Source organism: Rheinheimera fenheensis, assembly GCF_039871805.1.
Lineage (GTDB): Bacteria > Pseudomonadota > Gammaproteobacteria > Enterobacterales > Alteromonadaceae > Alishewanella > Alishewanella fenheensis.
Genome location: NZ_JBDPJM010000012.1, coordinates 26,599 through 45,437 on the forward strand (window position 1 = coordinate 26,599; position 18,839 = coordinate 45,437).

At 50.3% G+C, this 18,839-nt stretch carries 16 protein-coding genes; 11 read left to right on the forward strand and 5 right to left on the reverse strand.

The genetic code is table 11. The features are described 5' to 3' along the window. Nucleotides 1–46: 46 nt before the first annotated feature. Nucleotides 47–1,231: a beta-ketothiolase BktB gene (gene bktB, locus ABGI61_RS14675; RefSeq protein WP_347602376.1), complete on the forward strand. Its 1,185-nt coding sequence runs from the start codon at nucleotides 47–49 to the stop codon at nucleotides 1,229–1,231. 76 nt (nucleotides 1,232–1,307) lie between these two features. Here the strand turns inward: bktB and ABGI61_RS14680 are convergent, their stop codons facing one another. Genes ABGI61_RS14680 through ABGI61_RS14690 form a run of 3 tightly spaced genes read right to left on the reverse strand, consistent with a single transcriptional unit; the run spans nucleotide 1,308 to nucleotide 3,505 of the window. Continuing rightward, nucleotides 1,308–1,955: a DsbA family oxidoreductase gene (locus ABGI61_RS14680; protein WP_347602379.1), complete on the reverse strand. Its 648-nt coding sequence runs from the start codon at nucleotides 1,953–1,955 to the stop codon at nucleotides 1,308–1,310. After that, complete coding sequence (locus ABGI61_RS14685; RefSeq protein WP_347602382.1) at nucleotides 1,952–2,584, reverse strand: thiol:disulfide interchange protein DsbA/DsbL; 633 nt, start codon at nucleotides 2,582–2,584, stop codon at nucleotides 1,952–1,954. Before ABGI61_RS14685 ends, ABGI61_RS14680 begins: the two co-directional genes overlap by 4 nt. A gap of 36 nt (nucleotides 2,585–2,620) precedes the next feature. Beyond that, nucleotides 2,621–3,505: a LysR family transcriptional regulator gene (locus ABGI61_RS14690; protein WP_347602385.1), complete on the reverse strand. Its 885-nt coding sequence runs from the start codon at nucleotides 3,503–3,505 to the stop codon at nucleotides 2,621–2,623. A 176-nt stretch (nucleotides 3,506–3,681) separates the two neighbouring features. Between ABGI61_RS14690 and ABGI61_RS14695 the strand changes: the two genes are divergently transcribed. From ABGI61_RS14695 to ABGI61_RS14715, 5 genes are all read left to right on the forward strand, one after another. Continuing rightward, nucleotides 3,682–4,791, forward strand: a complete 1,110-nt coding sequence (locus tag ABGI61_RS14695; protein ID WP_440590661.1) for an S-(hydroxymethyl)glutathione dehydrogenase/class III alcohol dehydrogenase — start codon at nucleotides 3,682–3,684, stop codon at nucleotides 4,789–4,791. Between the two features lie 213 nt (nucleotides 4,792–5,004). Then, nucleotides 5,005–5,853 carry an S-formylglutathione hydrolase gene (gene fghA, locus ABGI61_RS14700; protein ID WP_347602388.1) on the forward strand — a complete coding sequence of 283 codons (849 nt, stop codon included), beginning with the start codon at nucleotides 5,005–5,007 and terminating at the stop codon, nucleotides 5,851–5,853. 48 nt (nucleotides 5,854–5,901) lie between these two features. Then, nucleotides 5,902–6,315: an HIT family protein gene (locus ABGI61_RS14705; RefSeq protein WP_347602391.1), complete on the forward strand. Its 414-nt coding sequence runs from the start codon at nucleotides 5,902–5,904 to the stop codon at nucleotides 6,313–6,315. A 41-nt stretch (nucleotides 6,316–6,356) separates the two neighbouring features. Then, on the forward strand, nucleotides 6,357–7,802 hold the full coding sequence (locus tag ABGI61_RS14710; protein ID WP_347602394.1) for a GGDEF domain-containing protein: 1,446 nt from the start codon (nucleotides 6,357–6,359) through the stop codon (nucleotides 7,800–7,802). 98 nt (nucleotides 7,803–7,900) lie between these two features. Beyond that, on the forward strand, nucleotides 7,901–9,895 hold the full coding sequence (locus ABGI61_RS14715; RefSeq protein ID WP_347602397.1) for a bifunctional metallophosphatase/5'-nucleotidase: 1,995 nt from the start codon (nucleotides 7,901–7,903) through the stop codon (nucleotides 9,893–9,895). 47 nt (nucleotides 9,896–9,942) lie between these two features. On the opposite strand, the gene ABGI61_RS14720 is transcribed toward ABGI61_RS14715, so the two are convergent. Continuing rightward, entirely contained in the window at nucleotides 9,943–10,371 is a 429-nt protein-coding gene (locus ABGI61_RS14720) for an Lrp/AsnC family transcriptional regulator (RefSeq protein ID WP_347602400.1), read from the reverse strand. A 163-nt stretch (nucleotides 10,372–10,534) separates the two neighbouring features. On the opposite strand from ABGI61_RS14720, the gene ABGI61_RS14725 reads away from it, so the two are divergent. The 4 genes from ABGI61_RS14725 (at nucleotide 10,535) to ABGI61_RS14740 (ending at nucleotide 15,223) form a co-directional block, all read left to right on the forward strand. Beyond that, nucleotides 10,535–11,740 carry an aspartate aminotransferase family protein gene (locus tag ABGI61_RS14725; protein ID WP_347602403.1) on the forward strand — a complete coding sequence of 402 codons (1,206 nt, stop codon included), beginning with the start codon at nucleotides 10,535–10,537 and terminating at the stop codon, nucleotides 11,738–11,740. 3 nt (nucleotides 11,741–11,743) lie between these two features. Then, nucleotides 11,744–12,772 (forward strand): arginine N-succinyltransferase, encoded by a 1,029-nt coding sequence (gene astA, locus ABGI61_RS14730; protein WP_347602405.1) that lies wholly within the window; start codon nucleotides 11,744–11,746, stop codon nucleotides 12,770–12,772. A gap of 41 nt (nucleotides 12,773–12,813) precedes the next feature. Then, a complete protein-coding gene (locus ABGI61_RS14735) occupies nucleotides 12,814–13,617 on the forward strand; it encodes a DUF1338 domain-containing protein (RefSeq protein ID WP_347602408.1) in 804 nt (267 codons plus the stop codon). Nucleotides 13,618–13,768: 151 nt separating this feature from the next. Then, nucleotides 13,769–15,223, forward strand: coding sequence for an FG-GAP repeat domain-containing protein (locus tag ABGI61_RS14740; RefSeq protein ID WP_347602411.1), 1,455 nt, complete (start codon nucleotides 13,769–13,771; stop codon nucleotides 15,221–15,223). Nucleotides 15,224–15,276: 53 nt separating this feature from the next. On the opposite strand, the gene ABGI61_RS14745 is transcribed toward ABGI61_RS14740, so the two are convergent. Beyond that, on the reverse strand, nucleotides 15,277–18,453 hold the full coding sequence (locus ABGI61_RS14745; RefSeq protein WP_347602414.1) for an amidohydrolase family protein: 3,177 nt from the start codon (nucleotides 18,451–18,453) through the stop codon (nucleotides 15,277–15,279). A 134-nt stretch (nucleotides 18,454–18,587) separates the two neighbouring features. Between ABGI61_RS14745 and ABGI61_RS14750 the strand changes: the two genes are divergently transcribed. Beyond that, nucleotides 18,588–18,833: a DUF1289 domain-containing protein gene (locus tag ABGI61_RS14750; RefSeq protein ID WP_347602417.1), complete on the forward strand. Its 246-nt coding sequence runs from the start codon at nucleotides 18,588–18,590 to the stop codon at nucleotides 18,831–18,833. Nucleotides 18,834–18,839 lie beyond the last annotated feature (6 nt).

Genomic DNA, 18,839 nt, shown 5'->3' on the forward strand with positions numbered 1-18,839 from the left:
CAGAGCCCTGCATAACGCAGGGTTTTGTTTTTCAGCAGGAAAAATTATGCAGTTATCTGATGTCGTGATCCTGGCTGGTGCCCGCACCGCTATTGGTAGTTTTGGTGGCAGTTTAGCCAGCTTAAGCCCGGCGCAGCTGGGCACGGCGGTGGCGAAAGCGGCAATACAGCGTGCTGGCGTGGCGGCAACGGATATCGACCATGCGGTGTTTGGCCATATTATTACCACCAGTGCTGAGGATGCTTATTTAGCCCGGCACATCGCCTTGAATGCTGGCATGTCAGCCAGTTCTGCCGCCTTTAATGTGAACCGTTTATGTGGCTCGGCGGTGCAGTCGGTGATATCGGCCGTGCAGTTGATACAACTGGGCCAGAGCAAGATTGCCCTTGCCGGTGGCAGTGAAAGTATGAGCAACGGTGCTTATCTATTACCCAAGGTGCGCCGCGGCCTGAAAATGGGCCATAGCAGTATGACCGATTTAACCCTGGGTATTCTTAGCGACCCTTTTGGTAGCGGCCATATGGGTATTACCGCCGAAACCATTGCGGCGCAATATGGTTTTAGCCGCGCCGATTTAGATGCCTTTGCGCTGCAGAGCCAGCAACGTGCTGCCAATGCGCAGCAGCAGGGTTATTTTGACGAGCAGATAGAGCCACTAACCGTGCCAGCAGGCCGCAGCGAAGTGCTGTTTAGGCGCGATGAACATATCCGCGCGGATACCACAGCAGAGAGCTTAGCTAAATTGAAGCCGGCGTTTAAGCAAGATGGCATTGTCACGGCCGGTAACGCCTCAGGCTTAAATGATGGCGCCGCGGCGCTGCTGCTAACCAGCCGACTTGAAGCTGACAAACGCGGTTTACAGCCACAGGCGCGCATTGTTGGTTATGCCTTTGCCGGCGTAGAGCCGGGTGTGATGGGGCTGGGGCCGATACCTGCGGTGCAACAGCTGCTGGCGCAAACGGGTTTAACGGTGGCCGATTTAGACGTGATTGAATCTAACGAAGCCTTTGCCGCTCAGGCGATGGCGGTAAGCCAAAGCCTCGGGTTTGATAACAACAAGGTAAACCCCAACGGAGGTGCTATTGCGTTGGGCCATCCGGTGGGCGCCACTGGCTCGATTTTGATCATTAAACTGCTGGCTGAGCTTAAGCGGATAAATGGCCGTTATGGTTTGGTGACCATGTGTATTGGTGGTGGCCAGGGTATAGCGCTGCTGTTAGAAACGCTGTAACACTTACTAAGCTAAATACCTGAAAGTTAAATAAAAAGACGAAGCGCAAAGCCTTTGCGCTGCGTCTTTATCTCGCTTAAGCCTGCTCAGCAGCTATTTGTTTTAACGCCGCAACTAATTGTGCGGGTTCCTGCGCGCCGGAGATCAGGTATTTGTTATTGATAATAAAAGCCGGCACTGACGAGATACCCGCTTGCTGATATTTAGCAATATCCTGCTGCACCGTATCACGGTATGCATCACTGGCTAAAATGCGTTTAGCTTCGCCGCTATCCAGTCCGGCTTTTACAGCGCAATCAGCCAATACTTTTGCATCAGATACATCTTTGGCTTCGCCAAAATAAGCATCAAACAGCGCCAGTTTCATTGCCGTGGCTTTTTGCTCTGTCGACTCTGCCCACTTTACCAGCCGGTGTGCGTCAAAGGTGTTGCAGGTAAAACGTTGCTGCATCTTAGTGAAATTAAGCCCTAAATCGGCCGCTATTTGCATCATATTGCTTTGGGCGGCGCGCATTTCTTCCTCACTGCGGCCATATTTACGGCTTAGCGCCGGCAGTATTGGCTCTTGCGGCGCGTTTTTATCCGGGTTTAATTCAAAAGCATGCCACTGAAGCTCAACCTGTAAATCGGGCAGGCTAGTCAGCGCCTGCTGCAATCTGGCGTAGCCAATGGCACACCAGGGGCAGGCGATATCAGATACCAGGTCAATTTTTACCCTATTCATTCTGTTTTCGCCTCTGCTTGCAATACAAGCAGGTAGTTGACCAGCGCATTAAACTGCTCCTGTGAGGACACCGCGCTGATGTTAACCAGATATTTGTTGTTCACCACAAAGCTGGGTACTGAGCGGATGCCGGCAGCGCTCACCTCGGCGTCGTATTGGGTAATCATGCTGTTTACCACCATGCTGTTAAACTCTGCATCCAACTGCGGCTGCTCGACACCAATACTGGCAAACAGTTTGGTAATGTCGCCGCGGCTTTGCGGTGCTTTACGCTGTTGATGAATCTGATTAAACAGTGCAGCGGCAAAGGCATCTTCAACCTGTAACAGCTCAGCCGTGGCGTGGGCGCGCTGTATTGTTGCGGCCATATTGCCACCCAAAAAAGAGACAGGTACTTTATTAAGTGGTGTGCCCTCTGGTAAGGCTTTTTTCAGCTCGGCGACAATAGGCTCGAAGTTATAGCAAAATGGGCAATAGTAAGAGAAATACTCTACTACCTGTGCTTTGGAGCTTGGTGGTGTGGCCAGTAGCTGATAATGCTCGCCTTGTTTAAAGCTATCGTTGGCAAAACTTAGGCTGCTCGCTAATAGCAGCAGGGCAGAAATTAAGGTAGAAAAAACAGGTTTCATTATTGGTCCCATAAAAATGCTGTTAGTAAAACGCTATCACAGCGCCGGAGCTGAACCAAGTTGCGTCGCCAGATAATCGACCAGTACCCGCACTTTTGCCGACAAATGCCGGTTTTGCGGATACAGCGCCCAGATACCATCATCCGGTTGGCGCTGCTCGTTTAGCACCGCCACCAGCTCGCCAGTGGCCAGCTTATCGGCAACATAGTAATCGGGTAGTTGCACCAGGCCTAGCCCTTTAAGTGCAGCGTCCAGTAGCGCCACACCACTGTTGCAGACAATACGGCCTTTAGGCTTAAACTGGACCACTTTACCCTGCTGCATAAAACGCCACTGCGCCACGGTGCCGGTAAGACATTGATGACTGGCAAGTTCGGTTAAGTTGGCCGGGGTGCCATATTTAGCCAGATAAGCCGGCGCAGCCACGACATACTGGGTACGACTGGCCAGTTTACGCGCAATCAGGCTGGAGCTCTCCAGTGTGCCTAAGCGAATGGCTAAATCAAAACCGCCTTGTACTAAGTCCAGTTTGCTATTGCTCAGCTGTAAATCAAGCTCTGTATCCGGGTATAACAGCATAAAATCATGCAGCAGCGGCGCAATGCGGGTTTCGCCATAAAACACCGGTGCAGTAAGTTTAATTTGGCCGCGCGGTGTGGCTTTTAAATTGGCCAGTGTGCGGTTGGCTTCTTCTAAACTGGCGACTAAGTGGCGACAATGCTGCAAATACAGCAAGCCCTCTTCGGTTAAACTGACACTGCGCGTGCTGCGATACAGCAGTTTAATCGCCAGGCTGGCTTCCAGCTCGGCAATATTGCGGCTAACCTGCGCTACCGAAATGTCCAGCTGACGGGCAGCTTTGGTAAAACTTTGCTGCTCTGCCACCGCAACAAATTCGCTGATGCCAATCCAGTGTTTCAATTAAACCTTCTCGTATTAAATCGGCTTTTTGATTGTCTATTTTTACATATTTGAAAAACTGATTTGCATTTTAGTATTATTCATACTGATATGGCAAAAATAAAAATCAGGTTACACTTGCGGGTAAGCAATTTTATGTCTGTGCAGTTAATTAAAAGGATAATGCAATGCAAATGATCAAAACACGCGCCGCTGTGGCCTGGGGCCCGGGCCAGCCATTATCTATTGAAGAAGTGGATTTAATGCCACCACAAAAAGGCGAAGTGTTGGTGCGTATTGTGGCCAGCGGTGTGTGCCATACTGATGCTTATACCCTGTCGGGTGCCGATCCAGAGGGTATTTTCCCGTGTATTTTGGGCCATGAGGGCGGTGGTATTGTCGAAGCGGTGGGCGAGGGCGTCACGTCAGTGGCGGTGGGCGACCATGTTATCCCGCTGTACACGCCAGAGTGCGGCAAATGTAAGTTTTGTTTATCGGGCAAAACCAACCTGTGTCAGGCCATTCGCGCTACCCAGGGCAAAGGTTTAATGCCGGATGGTACTACGCGGTTCTCCAAAGATGGCAAGCCGATTTATCACTATATGGGCACGTCGACCTTCTCGGAATACACCGTATTGCCGGAAATTTCACTGGCGAAAATTAACAAAGACGCGCCGCTGGAGAAAGTCTGTCTGCTCGGCTGCGGTGTTACCACCGGCATGGGCGCTGTGGTGAATGCCGCTAAGGTCAAAGAAGGTGATACCGTTGCCGTATTTGGCTTAGGCGGTATCGGATTGTCGGTCATCATTGGCGCCGTAATGGCCAAAGCCGGCCGTATTATTGCCATTGATATTAACGAAGATAAATTTGATATCGCGAAAAAGCTCGGCGCAACTGACGTGGTTAACCCGAAAAAATTCGACAAGCCAATTCAGGATGTGATTGTTGAGATGACTGATGGCGGCGTTGATTACTCCTTTGAGTGTATTGGCAATGTGAATGTAATGCGCTCGGCGCTCGAGTGCTGTCATAAAGGTTGGGGCGAGTCGGTGATTATCGGTGTCGCCGGTGCCGGCCAGGAAATATCCACCCGGCCATTTCAGCTGGTTACCGGCCGGGTATGGCGCGGTACTGCCTTTGGTGGCGTAAAAGGCCGCTCGCAGTTGCCGGACTATGTAGAGCGCTACTTAAACGGCGAGTTTGAGCTGGATACTTTTATTACCCATACCATGCCGCTGGAGCAGATCAATGAAGCCTTTGATTTAATGCATGAGGGTAAGTCGATTCGCACGGTGATTCATTTTTAGTAAGAAGCAGATGTGAGTGATGGACGGATTAGAACACCGTTCTGGTCGGCACAGAGTGTCTGAGCCCTGGTAAAGCGGGCGACAAATTCGTCGGGAACGAATTTGAACAGCTTTAGCTGGCCTCTGGTGCTGGGCAGGATAGCCCGGCATAGTTGCTGTGACGAGCCAGGGCGGGTGTTGTAATCTGTCCTACCTACACACTATGGGTAAATTATGACAATTTCAGCATTAACCAAAGTGAGCGAACAGCTGTGTTTTGGCGGCAAACAAATCCGCTTTAAACATCCATCATCCGTACTGCACTGCGAGATGCAATTTTCGGTGTTTTTACCACCACAAGCCGATAACGCCAGGGTGCCTGCGCTATACTGGCTGTCAGGTTTAACCTGCACCGACGAAAATTTTTCCACTAAAGCTGGTGCCCAGCGTATCGCTGCTGAACTTGGCATTGCGCTGATCATACCGGACACCAGCCCACGCGGTGAGAGCATACCAGATGATGAAAACGGCGCTTATGATTTTGGCTTAGGCGCCGGTTTTTATGTCAATGCGACGCGTGAACCATTCGCTAAGCACTACCAAATGTATGACTATATCGTCAGCGAATTACCGGCACTGGTTGAGGCAGAGCTACCGCTGTCAGATAAACGCAGTATTAGTGGCCATTCAATGGGCGGCCATGGTGCTTTGGTAATTGGCCTGCGGAACGTTGAGCGTTATCGCAGCATCTCAGCGTTTTCGCCAATTGGTAACCCGGTAAACTGCCCCTGGGGCATTAAAGCCTTTACTGGCTATTTAGGCGAAGATAAAAGCCAATGGCAGCAGTATGATGCTTCAGTGCTGCTGGCAGGGGCGAAAAGCCCTCCACCTATTCTGGTTGACCAGGGCAGCGCTGACAGCTTTTACCCTGAGCAGCTGCGCACCGACAGCCTGATTGCGGCAGCAAAGCAAAGCGGCGCCTCGGCACAGATCCGTATGCAGCAAGGTTACGACCATAGCTACTACTTCATCGCCAGCTTTATTGAGCAACATTTTCGGTTCCATGCCCAGCACTTGAAATAAAATAATGTGCTAGCATACTCCCGGTTAAAGGTTAATTGGGAGTATGTCATGAGCTACGATAACAATAATATTTTCGCCAAAATTCTGCGCGGCGAAATCCCAAGTTTTAGAGTGTATGAAGACGACTATACACTGGCCTTTATGGACATTATGCCGCAGGCAGATGGCCATACCCTGGTGATCCCGAAATTTGCCGCACAGACCCTGCTGGATATCCCGGCAGACCAGCTTAGCCATACCATGACCACAGTACAAAAAGTGATGTCGGCGCTAAAATCTACTTTAGGTGCTGAGGGCGTGGTGCTGATGCAACTGAATGGCGAAGCCGCCGGCCAAACCGTGCCGCATTTACATTTTCATTTAATCCCAGAGCATTTATCGAAACTAAAAGGCCACGGCGCGGCAATGGGCGATATGGAAAAAATTAAAGCCTTAGCAGAAAAAATTCGCGCCGCGTTATAAATCGGCTTAAGCTTTGGCAACTATAACAATAAAAAACTGCTATGCCGTATTTTTACCACGCCTTATCTGATGTAACCCGGCAACTGTCGGGCTCAGTGCTTTGGCGCAATCTGCTGCTATTTTTGCTTTGGTTAGCGGTGTGGATGTTAGGCTTGCTGGTTGAATATACCGAGCATGCCAGTGTCTGGTTTCCGGCGGCTGGTTTAACCTTTGCTGCACTATTTATCGTTGGCGTACGGGTAATGCCAGTGCTGCTAGCGGCTTGTGTCTGTATTACCTACTGGGCCGGGCATTACTACCAATTAAACCTTAATTTCTGGCAATTAACCCAAGCCGGGTTGCTGTTTGCCATCGCGCATATTCTGCCTTATTACGCCGGCGCCAGGCTACTTCGCCACATAGCGCTTAGCGCAGCGTTTAATTTACCCCTTTTTGTCATTAGCTTTTTAGTGATAGCCGCGCTTGCTGCGCTGCTGGCCACAGCTTTGGTGATTTGTGCTTTGGTGGTGTCTGGCATGTTACCGTTCGCCGAGGTTAGCCGTACCTGGCTACCCTTCTGGATTGGTGATATGGCGGGCGTTATCGTGATAGCGCCGTTGTTTGCAAGTTTGCTTAGTGTGTTATATCCAGCCCCCAAGTTTGTGTTTGATGATGTGTTGGGGCCACAGCAACGTATTGCCAGCAAGCAGTTTAAGTACAAATTACTGCTAAATATCAGCCTGCTCAGTCTGGCGATGTTGCTGGCTTGGTATGCCGATTCCCCCGAAAGCGCCTTTGCTATCTTCTTTTTGGTGATCCCGCATATGTGGATCGCCAGCACCGAAGCGCCATTTTACAACGCAGTCAGTGTGGCGTTAAGCAGCTTTGTGATTGCCTTGTTGGTGAACGTACTGGCGCTGATGGATTACGTCATGGTGTATCAGTTTGCCATCAACGTAATTGCCGCTAATGCCTTATTTGCATTGGCTGTACCCAGTTTAACGGCAGCTAATCAGCAGCTTAAACTGGTAGCCTCTACCGATAGCCTGACTCGGGTAGCCTCGCGCGAGCACTTACAGCAACGGGCGAGTTTAGAGATTAGCCGTAGCTTGGAGCAGCATCAGGCTTTGTGTTTAATGGTGTTTGATATCGACCACTTTAAGCAAATTAACGACAAATACGGTCACAGTAAAGGCGATGAAGTACTGCAGCAGGCATGTTTGGCAGCGCAGCAAATGCTCAGGCCAACCGATGTGATAGGCCGCTATGGTGGTGATGAGTTTGTCGTGATCCTGCCGCACACTGAGCAGGACGTTGTGGTAGCGATAGGGCAACGCATTATTGAGCGGCTAAAACACATTACACTGGATGAGCAGTTAACGGTGTCAGCCAGTTTTGGTGTTGCCACATTAAAAGCAGATGATAATTTTCGCAGCTTATTTGAACGTGCCGATGCGGCTTTGTACCGTGCTAAGCAGCAGGGCCGCAGCCAGGTAGCCTGGCACTAGGCAAAATTTGGCGCTGTCATATCTTTTTCACTTGAGCCGGCAGTGAATTGTATTTAAGGTAGCCGGCCATTTTATCTTTAACTGTATTGGGTTTAGTTATGAAGCGCTTACAGCACACTGCCTTTTGGCAAACTGCCTTTCTGTGCACTGTATTATTTCTTACTGCCTGCACTACGCCATCTGCCGATAATATTGGCCTGACACTGCGCCTTATTCATATTAATGACACCCATTCACAGTTTGATCCAAGCCCGGCCGCCTTTAAAAATGCCGACAGTCAGTCGCTTTATACCTTTATTGGTGGCCATCCGCGTTTGCTGACAAAAGCCGAGCAATTACGTGTACAAGCCCGGCAAGATGCCATACCAGCGCTATTTTTACATGGCGGTGATGCTTTCAAAGGCAGCGCTTATTTTGAGCTGTTCGAGCAGCGCATTAATATCGATATTCTGAATAGAATGAATATTGATGCGATGGCACTGGGCAATCATGAGTTTGATATTGGCCTTAGCAAACTGGCCGATTTTATCGACAAGGTTAATTTCCCCGTGCTGGCGGCCAATGTCGACACCTCAAACGAGCCACTACTGGCAAACAGTGCTAATTTAAAGCCTTATCAGTTATTTGCCCTGGAAAATAACCAACTTAGCGCCATAGCATCACCAAAACTGGCCGCCGGGCGTGAGTTGGTGGCGGTATTGGGGGTGGCGCTGGAAGATATGCGCGGCATATCCCCCGATACCGGCGCTTTAGTGTTTGACAGCGAAGTAGCCGCGGCGCAGCGCACTGTCGATTACCTGCAACAGCAAGGCGTGCAACACATTATTGCCCTGACACATTTAGGCCATCAGCGCGACCTGGCACTGGCCAGCGCGGTTAATGGCATCGATGCTATCGTTGGCGGCCATTCGCACAGCCTGTTAGGTGATTTTCGCCACTGGTATTTAGGTCAGCAGCGGCCTTATGCCGAAGTTGTTACCAATCCCGACGGCGTCGGCCGCACTTGTTTGGTTCAGGCCGGACAATTTGCCCAGGCGGTAGGGCAGGCTGAACTCACATTTAACCGCGATGGCCGCCTAACGGCTTGCAGCGGCGGCAATACCTTGCTGGCCAGCCGTGACTATTTCAGCTCAGCACTTCGCACTAACGACAGCCGTATCGATAGCCAGGCACAGCAGGCGACAGAGCACTTTGTGGCCAGGCTGCCGGGCACCGCCATTGTTGAGGAAGACCTAATGCTTCGCGCCGTGTTGGATAACAACTACTTGCCGGCGGTACGTGAGGCTTATGGCAAGGTTATTAGCGTAACGGATGCCGAAGTAGCACATGTGCGTTTGCCAGGCTCTGGTGGCAGTGACCAGCATGGCTCTAAGCTTGCCGGCCATATTGCCGATGCCATGCTGTGGTACGTCAACACCGATGATGTGCAGCGGCTGATGAAAAAGCCGGTGCAGCTGGCACTGATTGGCGCCGGCAATATCCGTGCGCCGCTGCCAGCCGGTGAAATACGCGAGGGCAATATCCGGCTGGAGGTATTGCCCTTTAATACGCCGCTAAGTGTGCTAAGCGTAAAGGGCAGTGAGCTGAGAGCCCTACTTACCGACATTATTAGCCAGTCGGTGGTAGCCGGTGCCCATACCGGTAAATTCCCTTATGTTGCCGGTATTCGTTACACTGCCAAGCAAAATGGGCCTGATACGGCAATTCTTACCCAGTTGGATATTCAGCAGCAAGGCCGTTGGCAACCTCTGGATGACAACGCGCGTTACACATTAGTGACCACCAGTTATCTGGCCGATGGTAATGATGGCTGGCAGCTACTGCAACAGCTACAGGCAGAGCGATCCGATCGGGTCGATCTGGTATTACGCCAGCAGCAGGCTGCGCTGTATCCGGTAATGAAAGTTGAAGCGAGGTCCGACAGCAGTGGCAAGCTCTCTTTTGCCGCCCGCTATCCAAACCTGCCAGCACTGCCATGCGATAGCATGGGGGTAGACTGTAAAGTCGCAGCACAAGCTTTTATTGACTACCTGCAAGCAAAGCCTGAGCTATGGCAGCAACAACGCGAACCGACTGTGACCCTGCTACGCTGATATAGTTAGTCAGGCATTATGGCGGCTGGCAGCCGCCAATATTGTCGCTAACGTTTAAATTTTGTTTCCAGAATTACTGACGAATTAGTGCGCTCTACGCCGTCTAAATTACCGATGTCATCCAGGATATGGCTTAGCTGCTCGGTGCTTTGCGCCTGCACTATAGCAATAAGATCGTACTCACCGCTGATGGCATACAACGCCGACACCTGCGGGATTTGTTTTAGCTCAACGTTGGTTTTGGCAGTTAACTTTTGCCGCACCTTAATACTGACATGGGCCGATACTAAGGATGTCAGGTAATCCTCGCCGTAATCGACCGAATAGCCTTTTATCACGCCACTTTGCTCTAAGCGGGCAATGCGGGTTTGTACCGTAGAACGCGATAAATTAAGCATCCGGGCCAGGTCGGAAATACTGGCCCGGGCATTGTGCTTAAGGGCGGCGAGTAACTTCTCATCTTCTTTGCTTATCACTTTGCAAATCCATGCCGTTAAATTGTAATATTAAGTAGTAAAATTGCTGATAATGATACTGCAATATGACACTGCTGACCAATATAATAAAGGCACTTTAAAAAGCGCCGCCACGTATTATTCGAACCAAGGTCGGCTAAACACAGACAGCAGTGAGGTTTTTATGCAGGTAACAAGAAGTTTATTTGATGAAGTGATGGTACCTAACTATGCGCCGTCAAAAATTATCCCGGTAAAAGGTGAAGGTTCACGCGTATGGGATCAGGACGGCCGCGAGTTTATCGATTTTGCCGGCGGTATTGCCGTTAACTGTTTAGGCCATTGTCACCCGGCCTTAGTGACAGCATTAAAAGATCAGGCCGACAAGCTGTGGCACTTATCTAACGTGATGACTAATGAACCGGCGCTGCTGCTGGCCAAAGCGTTGGTTGACACGACCTTTGCCGAAAAAGTCTATTTTGCTAACTCTGGCGCGGAAGCTAACGAAGCGGCATTAAAGCTGGCACGCCGTTATGCCAAAGACAAATATGGTGAGCAGAAAAACCAGATCATTGCCTTTAAACAAGGCTTTCACGGCCGTACCTTCTTTACTGTTACCGTAGGCGGTCAACCAGCCTATTCAGACGGCTTTGGCCCTAAGCCCGATGCTATCGTGCATGGCGAGTTTAATAACCTGGATAGCTTAAAAGCGCTTATCAGCGACAACACCTGTGCTGTGATGGTAGAGCCGGTGCAGGGCGAGGGCGGTGTTATGCCGGCCTCGGTTGAGTTTATTAAAGGCGTGCGCGAGCTGTGTGATGCCCATAACGCCCTGCTGATTTTTGACGAAGTACAAACCGGCGTTGGCCGTACCGGTGAGCTGTATGCCTATATGGGCTATGGCGTAACGCCGGATATTTTAGCCACAGCCAAAGCGCTGGGTGGCGGTTTCCCGATTGGCGCTATGTTAACCACTACCGAGATTGCCAAGCATTTGGTGGTTGGCACCCATGGCTCGACTTACGGCGGTAACCCGCTGGCCTGTGCAGTGGCCTTGGCGGCGCTTAATACGGTGAATACGCCGGCCGTGTTAGCCGGCGTAAAAGCTAAAGCGCAGCTGTTTAAAGACGGGCTGAACAAAATTAACGAAAAATACCATGTATTTAGCGAAGTACGTGGCCAGGGCTTATTAATTGGTGCCCAGTTAAACAGCGATTACGCCGGCAAAGCACGTGATTTTATGCTGGCGGCAGCCGACCAGGGCTTAATGGCCTTAGTGGCTGGCACCAGCGTGATCCGCTTTACGCCATCGCTGGTTATTCCTGATGCCGATATCATTGAAGGCTTAGCCCGTTTTGAGCAAGCCGTTGCGCAAGTGGTTAAGGGCTAAGTTATGTTAGTGATCCGGCCAATAACGGCAGCGGATTTTGCTGCACTAAAGCAAATTGCTATTGAGTCTGGCGCGGGGTTTACCTCGCTGCCGGTTAATGATGCACGTTTGCAGCAAAAAATTGCCCATGCCGAGCATAGCTTTGCGGCTAAGGTAGATGGCCCGGGCGATCAGGGCTATCTGTTTGTGCTGGAAGATACACAAACCGGTGAAATCGTGGGTACTACCGGTATTGAAGCTGCGGTGGGTTTAGGCACACCGTTGTATCACTTTCAGCAAAATACCGTTATTCATCACAGTGCTGAGTTAAACGTATTTAACCAGCTAAAAACCCTGACCTTGTGTAACGATTACACCGGCGCGTCAGAGATTTGCACCTTGTTTTTACGCGAAAGCTACCGGCGTAACCATGCTGGCCGGTTTTTATCCAAAGTACGGTTTTTGTTTATGGCCGAATACCCTGAGCGATTTAGCGACCGGGTAATTGCCGAGATGCGCGGCGCGGCCGACATTGATGGCCAGCCGCCATTCTGGCACTGGCTGCAAAAGCTGTTTTTAACTATCGATTTTCCCACTGCCGATCATTTAATTGGTATTGGCAAAAAAGCCTTTATTGCCGAGCTGATGCCGCGTCACCCGATTTATGTTGGCTTATTGCCAGAGTGCGCGCAACAGGTGATTGGCCAGGTGCATCAAAACACTAAACCTGCGCTGAAAATGCTTGAGAACGAGGGCTTCGCCCATCGCGGCTATATCGACTTATTTGACGCCGGCCCAACGGTGGAAGCGCGCTTAAGCCAGATTAAATCAGTGGCGGCCAGCAAAAAAGTACCGGTTAAAATCACTGAGGTGCAAAGCGAGCAAACGCTGGCGGTATCGAACACTGAACTACAAGGCTTTCGTGCCAGCTTCAGTAAAAACGCAAAGTTTGATGCAGATCAGCAGCAACTGCTGCTAAGTGCTGAGTTTGCCGATACACTGCGGCTGCGCGATGGCGACCTGGCAAGATTTATCGTATTAGACAAGGCCTGAGGGCCAAACAAGTAATAACGTGTAATAAAGGCGGATAAAAAATGCATACTGATGTAAAAGTGTTGTTTGCCAACCTGTGGCAAGACTATGTAGCCGTAACTCCTTCTGCCAAAAAAGTACACCAGTTACTGGGCAGTTCGCAGCAGGATGACGTGATAAACGATCATATTGCGCTGCGTACTTTTAACCTGGAAAAAGTCGGGCTGGAAAAACTGGCAGCGCACTTTAAAGCGCTGGGCTATGAAGAGTGTGGTGAATACCATTTTGAAGCGAAAAAGCTGTATGCCAAGCACTATGAGCACCCGGATCGCAGCTTACCAAAGGTATTTATTTCTGAGCTGTTGCTGGATAAATGCTCTGCTTACCTGCGTGATACTATCACTGCCTTGGTTGAGCAAATTCCTGCTGAAGCGGTGACTGCTGATAACTTCTTGTACAGTGGCACACACTGGCAGGTAAGCCAGGCCACCTATGAAAAGTTGCTGGAAGAGAGTGAGTATGCTGCCTGGGTTGCTGCCTGGGGTTATCGCGCTAACCACTTCACGGTAAGCGTTAATGACTTACACAGCTTTGATACCCTGCAGCAGGTAAACAGCGCACTAAAAGACGCAGGCTTTTTGCTGAATACCTCAGGCGGTGAGATAAAAGGCACGCCAGAGGTGTATTTAGAGCAATCGTCAACGCTAGCTGATTTACACCCGGTGCAGTTTAGCGATAGCGTAGCGACCATTCCAAGCTGCTTCTATGAGTTTGCCCGTCGTTATCCGCTGGCTAATGGCCTGCTGTACACCGGTTTTGTCGCGGCCTCTGCTGATAAAATTTTTGAAAGCACCAACGCCCGTTAATAGCGTAGTGTGATCTGTAACGTGATCGAGGCCAGCAGCTTTGCTGGCCTTTTTTATTGCTGCCCGGCACGATTTAGGTTGATCTGAGGCAACTTTCGTTCTGTACTGCACTCTTAGCAAACGCAAACTACCGTTAAGGGTTTATCTGCCAGTGGTTAAAACTATTTTTGCTACTACGCTGCTGTGTGTTGTTGCGGTATTGCCGCTAGCGCAGGCCAGCACTATCACCACACAAATTATTCCGTTACCACACCCACCTAATGGTAGTGTGCTGCATTTGGCCGACAATAAACAACTGGCGGTGTCCGGCTTTAGCCAGTTTGAGCGTTGGTTAAGTGTGGTCAATTTAACCGACTACAGCAGCCGCATGCTGCCGATACCTGATGATGCGCAGTATTTTAGTCAGGCAAAACTGGCCGGTAGCAGTAGTGAAACCCTGGTGTTTTTAGGTTTAGGGGGTGTCAGTGTACTAAGCGCTGACGGCAGCTATGCCCAGCGTATTGTAGCCAGCGAGTCAATTTACCGGGTACTGGATAAAAACCGCCTTCGCGAAGCCGATTTTGTTGTCGATTTAGGCTCGGGCCTGAGTGACTTTTTAATTCCGGATTTTCAGCACACACATTTATACCGCCAGCAGGTCGATGGTAGCTTTATACATTACCCACTCAACGTTTCCGCCCCGATGCGCAGTTGGCGTAATAGCCCGGATTACACGCCAAGACGCCACTTTATTGCTGATGTGAATAACGATAGCAGGCAGGATATTGTTTTTGTCGCTGACGGCAAGTTTCAGCTGTTTCTGCAGCAAGCCGATGGCAGCTTTAATGCTGAGGCTGTTGTTGCAAACTGGCCGGTAAGCCTGTCGACCGAGCAGGAGGCCGATCAGCGCAATGATGCCGGGCGCAGCTATAACGGTCAGAATATCGATACGCTGCGAGATATGATTGATATAGACGGCGATGGCATTGTCGATTTAGTGATTAACCGTGAGCAGCTGGCTGACGCCCTGGAGCGTAACAACAGCTTTCGTATTCATTTTGGCAGTCTGACTGAGCAGGGGCTGAGTTTTAACGCCGAGCCGGATACCTTTATTACCACGGATACCTCACCTATTGATGTGGTGATAGATGATTTTAATGCCGATGGCAGACAAGATTTCTATATTCCCAGCACGCATTTTGGTGTCGGTACTATTATCCGGGTGTTGTTACGGGGCAGTGCCAACCTCGATATCGACTTTTACCTGCTAAGCAGTGAGCGACAGTACCCACAACAGGCTGATTTCCGCCAGCAAGCCACTATCGATGTCAGCATTGGTAATCTGCGCTACGATATGCCGCTGTTTAAACTGGCAGATATGCAGGGAACCGGGCATAAATCGCTATTGGTGGGCGAGGGCAGCGGGCAGCTAAAGCTGTACCAGCACGAAGACAAACGCTTATTTAGCCGCCGGGCAGAGCGCTTTAAACTGGCACTGCCACGTGATGCCAGCCGCGCCAAAGTATTTGATGTAAACGGCGATGGTAAAGAAGATCTGGTCTTGCCGTTTGATAGCCAGGAGGCCGAGCAGCAGCGCAACCAGCTGCATTTAGTAATAATGCCTTAAACAATATCCGTCGTGAAAACGTACAGGGGCAGTAAAACTGCCCCTGTACAGGTTTAGCGTGGCTCAAACTCAAATGGCCGGCGCTGCACGTCGCGAAGACCTATTTCGTTTAAGCTATTGGCGTCGTATAAGCGGCCATTCACCATAGTATGAGTGACTTTATCGCTCTGGCGGATATCTTCAAGCGGGTTACCATCGATAACGATAATATCAGCCAGTTTGCCTACTTCCAGTGAACCTAACTGATGATCCATACCAAAGGTTTTCGCTGGGTTTATCGTCGCTGTTTTCAGAGCCTCTAACGGGCTCATACCGCCTTGGGCGAACATCCACATTTCCCAGTGTGCACCTAAACCTTCGCGCTGGCCGTGAGCGCCGATATTCGCCACCACACCAACATCACTGAGCTCTTTGGCGGTTTTAACCACGTTAAAATGATTGTAGTGATGCTCAGGTGCTTTAGGGCGGCGCATACTGCGTGGTGCCAGCTCGTCCATCGGCACATAGGTGCGCAGTTTTGGGTGCCTCCACACTTCGGTTTTATCATACCAATAGTTTTCGCCCCAGATACCGCCATAGGCCACGTTTAGCGTCGGCGTGTATGCCGTGCCGCTGGCCTGCCATAACTGTTTCACATCGTCGTACACCTTCGCTGCCGGCAGCGCATGTTCAATGGTAGTGTGGCCGTCGACTATCATAGACAGGTTATGCTGCATTAACGAGCCGCCTTCCGGCACCACCATCATATTCAGTTCGCGCGCCGCTTGAATTACCTGCTGGCGCTGGTTACGCCGTGGCTGGTTATAGCTTTTAACGCTAAAAGCACCGGCTTTTTGCAAGCGCTCTAAGTGAAATTTGGCGTCCTCCAGGCTGTCGATATGTGAGGTGTAACCTGCACCCTCAGCACCATATAAAATGGTACCGGTAGAGAAAATACGTGGTCCGGCAATGCGGCCAGCCTTTTGCATCTCGCTGGCCGCGAAGACTTCACGGGTATCATTGGACGGATCGTGAATGGCGGTAACACCAAAAGCTAACGAGGCATAATTCAGCCAGTTTTGCTGCGGTATAATCTGATTGCTACCCTGGCTGCCATGGGCATGGGCATCAAATAAGCCCGGCATAATAGTTTTACCAGTAATATCAAACACTTTTGCTTTGGCTGGGATGGCAACATCAGCCCGTTTACCCACGGCGATAATCTTGTTGTTTTCAACTACGACCACGCCATTTTGGATCACTTCATCGCCGTTCATGGTAATCACCTGACCGCCAACAAAAGCTACGGTACCACGTGGGCTGTCAACTGCAGCACTAAAGCCAAGGTTAACACCGTTTTTAGCTGCAAAATCTGCTTTACTATCGAAGTCAAACAAGCCGTCTATGCTGGCATGGTAAAGCTCGGGGCCCAAGCTCCAGTAAAGATGGCGGCTATCGCCAGCCCAGCTGATATATTCACCGGCGCGCACCGACAGCTGTTTTACCGGAAACTGTTTATCGCTGCCGCTAACATCAATAGCGCTGCCGCGTTCGGTAAAGGGCGTAACAAACACTTTAAAGCGATCTGCAAAGGCAAGATATTTGCCATCCGGTGACAGTTTGAACTCGGTGCCGAATTTGGCAGTGTACAGCGTTTGTTGCGTATGCTTGGTTAAATTTATACGGATAAGGCTGGGTGCACTGCCATAATCCATGGCATACACAGCATCATTACTGGCGGCAAACATAGGTGCATAGCCGTTACGGCTGATAAGCTCTGGCGTGCCGCCTTTGCTGCTGATTTTATACAAGCCGGTATTCAAAGACCACTGCCGCGGTAGCAGGCTGCCGGCACCGGTTTTGCGATACACCACGGTTTTGCCATCGGGGCTGAATACCGGCTCAACGTACTTGCCCGGTTCGCTGGTCAGTTTGCTGATACGGCCGTTACGTAAATTCAGAATATTTACCGAGCCCTGGTTGTTATCGTTCCAGCCGACATACACCAGCTCTTTACCATCGCGGGAAAACTGTGGGTAATATTCAAAGTCGGTGCTTTGTTTGGTTAAACGCCGGGGTTTGGGGTTAGCCACATCAGTAATATACAAATGCCCCAGCGCCGTAAATACCGCTTGCTTGCCATCGGGCGATACCTGCACAAAGCGCAGCATCTTAGTATCAAACTGCTCCTGATCCAGATTTTGCTGTACCCGCACTGCAGTTTGTATTTGTTTGCTGATATCTACGCTAAACGGCACTGTCGCCAGCTTTTTGTCGGCAACACTGAGCTTTTTAATTTCGCCACCGGCCCAAAACAGCAGTGCTTTGTTATCCGGCGTCCAGGCCAGTGTAGGATAAACGCCATGAATGGCCCAGGTTTCCTGCATATCGCGGTCTAAACCGTCATACAGTTTGATATGCTCGCCGCTTTGTAAGTTGTACAAAAATAACGTGCTTTGAAAATCTACCCGGCGGATATAGGCCAGATATTTACCATCGGGTGACGGTGTGGGGCGAATAGCACCGCCAGCGCCGTCTAATACCACTTCCCATTTACCGCTTTCGCGCTCAAAGCGCTTTATTTTATAAATGCCGCTTTCCGAGTCTTTGCTGTAATGGAAGGTTTTACCCGGCGTATCATCCTGCGAAAAGTAAATGTACTTGCCGTCGGGTGAAAACGCCGGCTCGCCCAAGTCTTTCTGATCGTTGGGCCGCTCGGTAAGCATAACTCCACTGCCACCGGTTTTATGATATTGCCAGATCTCACCGGCGCCTAAAGAGCGACTGGCAGTAAAGTGTTTACGAGCAACGATAAACTCGCCATCTGGGCTCCAGGCCGGGCTGTTCAGTAAACGGAACGTTTCATTGGTCACGGCACGCTGCTCACTGCCGTCAGCATTCATCAGCCAGATATTGTCGCCACCGCCTTCATCACTGGTATAGGCAATATATTTCCCGTCCGGGCTAAAAGTCGGCTGCATTTGCCAGCCAATGTCCGGCGTTAAGCGTTTGGCAACGCCACCGCTAACCGGCATGGTGTAGATATCGCCAAGTAAGTCAAAAGCGATTGTCTTGCCATCCGGGCTTAACGCAATGTTCATCCAGCTGCCCCGGTTAACCTTAATATTAACCTCGTTAAACTGGCCCTGCGGCGCGTTAACATCCCAGGTTGGGGCTTTCTCAGTTTCGGCCTGCAGAAAAAAACTACTGAGCGTCAGCGCCAGCAGACAGGGGGTAAAAGCTTTCATCATCGGTTCCTTGGAAGGTGGTTTTTTATAATTATCTAATTACGTATCAGAGTGACATAAACTGGCATAGGAGTTAAGTTTTTCGCTATTATCTTGCGTCAAAACTCAGGTTAAAGCCGATAAAGGAAGGAAAAATTGTGGTTGAGTCTCCCTGCGTTGCTTGTTGCCGGCTAAACGCCGATAAAGTCTGTGTCGGCTGTTATCGTCATATAACCGAAATAGTTGACTGGAATCGGCGTACAGACGCTGAAAATGAGGCTATATTACAACAAGTTGCTTTAAGAAAACGTCAGGCTGAACTTTCAGGTGTCGATGAGGGTAGTACCAGCCCTATCACCCAGGCCGAATGGCAAGCGGCAAAGCACCAGGTACGTAACCGTTAAGGAACA

Bases quoted from the DNA above. Each gene is read 5' to 3' on its own strand.
- ABGI61_RS14680 (WP_347602379.1), bottom strand. From the start codon at position 1,955: ATGAATAGGGTAAAAATTGACCTGGTATCTGATATCGCCTGCCCCTGG.
- ABGI61_RS14715 (WP_347602397.1), top strand. From the start codon at position 7,901: ATGAAGCGCTTACAGCACACTGCCTTTTGGCAAACTGCCTTTCTGTGC.
- ABGI61_RS14725 (WP_347602403.1), top strand. From the start codon at position 10,535: ATGCAGGTAACAAGAAGTTTATTTGATGAAGTGATGGTACCTAACTAT.
- ABGI61_RS14745 (WP_347602414.1), bottom strand. From the start codon at position 18,453: ATGATGAAAGCTTTTACCCCCTGTCTGCTGGCGCTGACGCTCAGTAGT.
- ABGI61_RS14685 (WP_347602382.1), bottom strand. From the start codon at position 2,584: ATGAAACCTGTTTTTTCTACCTTAATTTCTGCCCTGCTGCTATTAGCG.
- ABGI61_RS14705 (WP_347602391.1), top strand. From the start codon at position 5,902: ATGAGCTACGATAACAATAATATTTTCGCCAAAATTCTGCGCGGCGAA.
- bktB (WP_347602376.1), top strand. From the start codon at position 47: ATGCAGTTATCTGATGTCGTGATCCTGGCTGGTGCCCGCACCGCTATT.
- ABGI61_RS14735 (WP_347602408.1), top strand. From the start codon at position 12,814: ATGCATACTGATGTAAAAGTGTTGTTTGCCAACCTGTGGCAAGACTAT.
- ABGI61_RS14710 (WP_347602394.1), top strand. From the start codon at position 6,357: ATGCCGTATTTTTACCACGCCTTATCTGATGTAACCCGGCAACTGTCG.
- fghA (WP_347602388.1), top strand. From the start codon at position 5,005: ATGACAATTTCAGCATTAACCAAAGTGAGCGAACAGCTGTGTTTTGGC.
- astA (WP_347602405.1), top strand. From the start codon at position 11,744: ATGTTAGTGATCCGGCCAATAACGGCAGCGGATTTTGCTGCACTAAAG.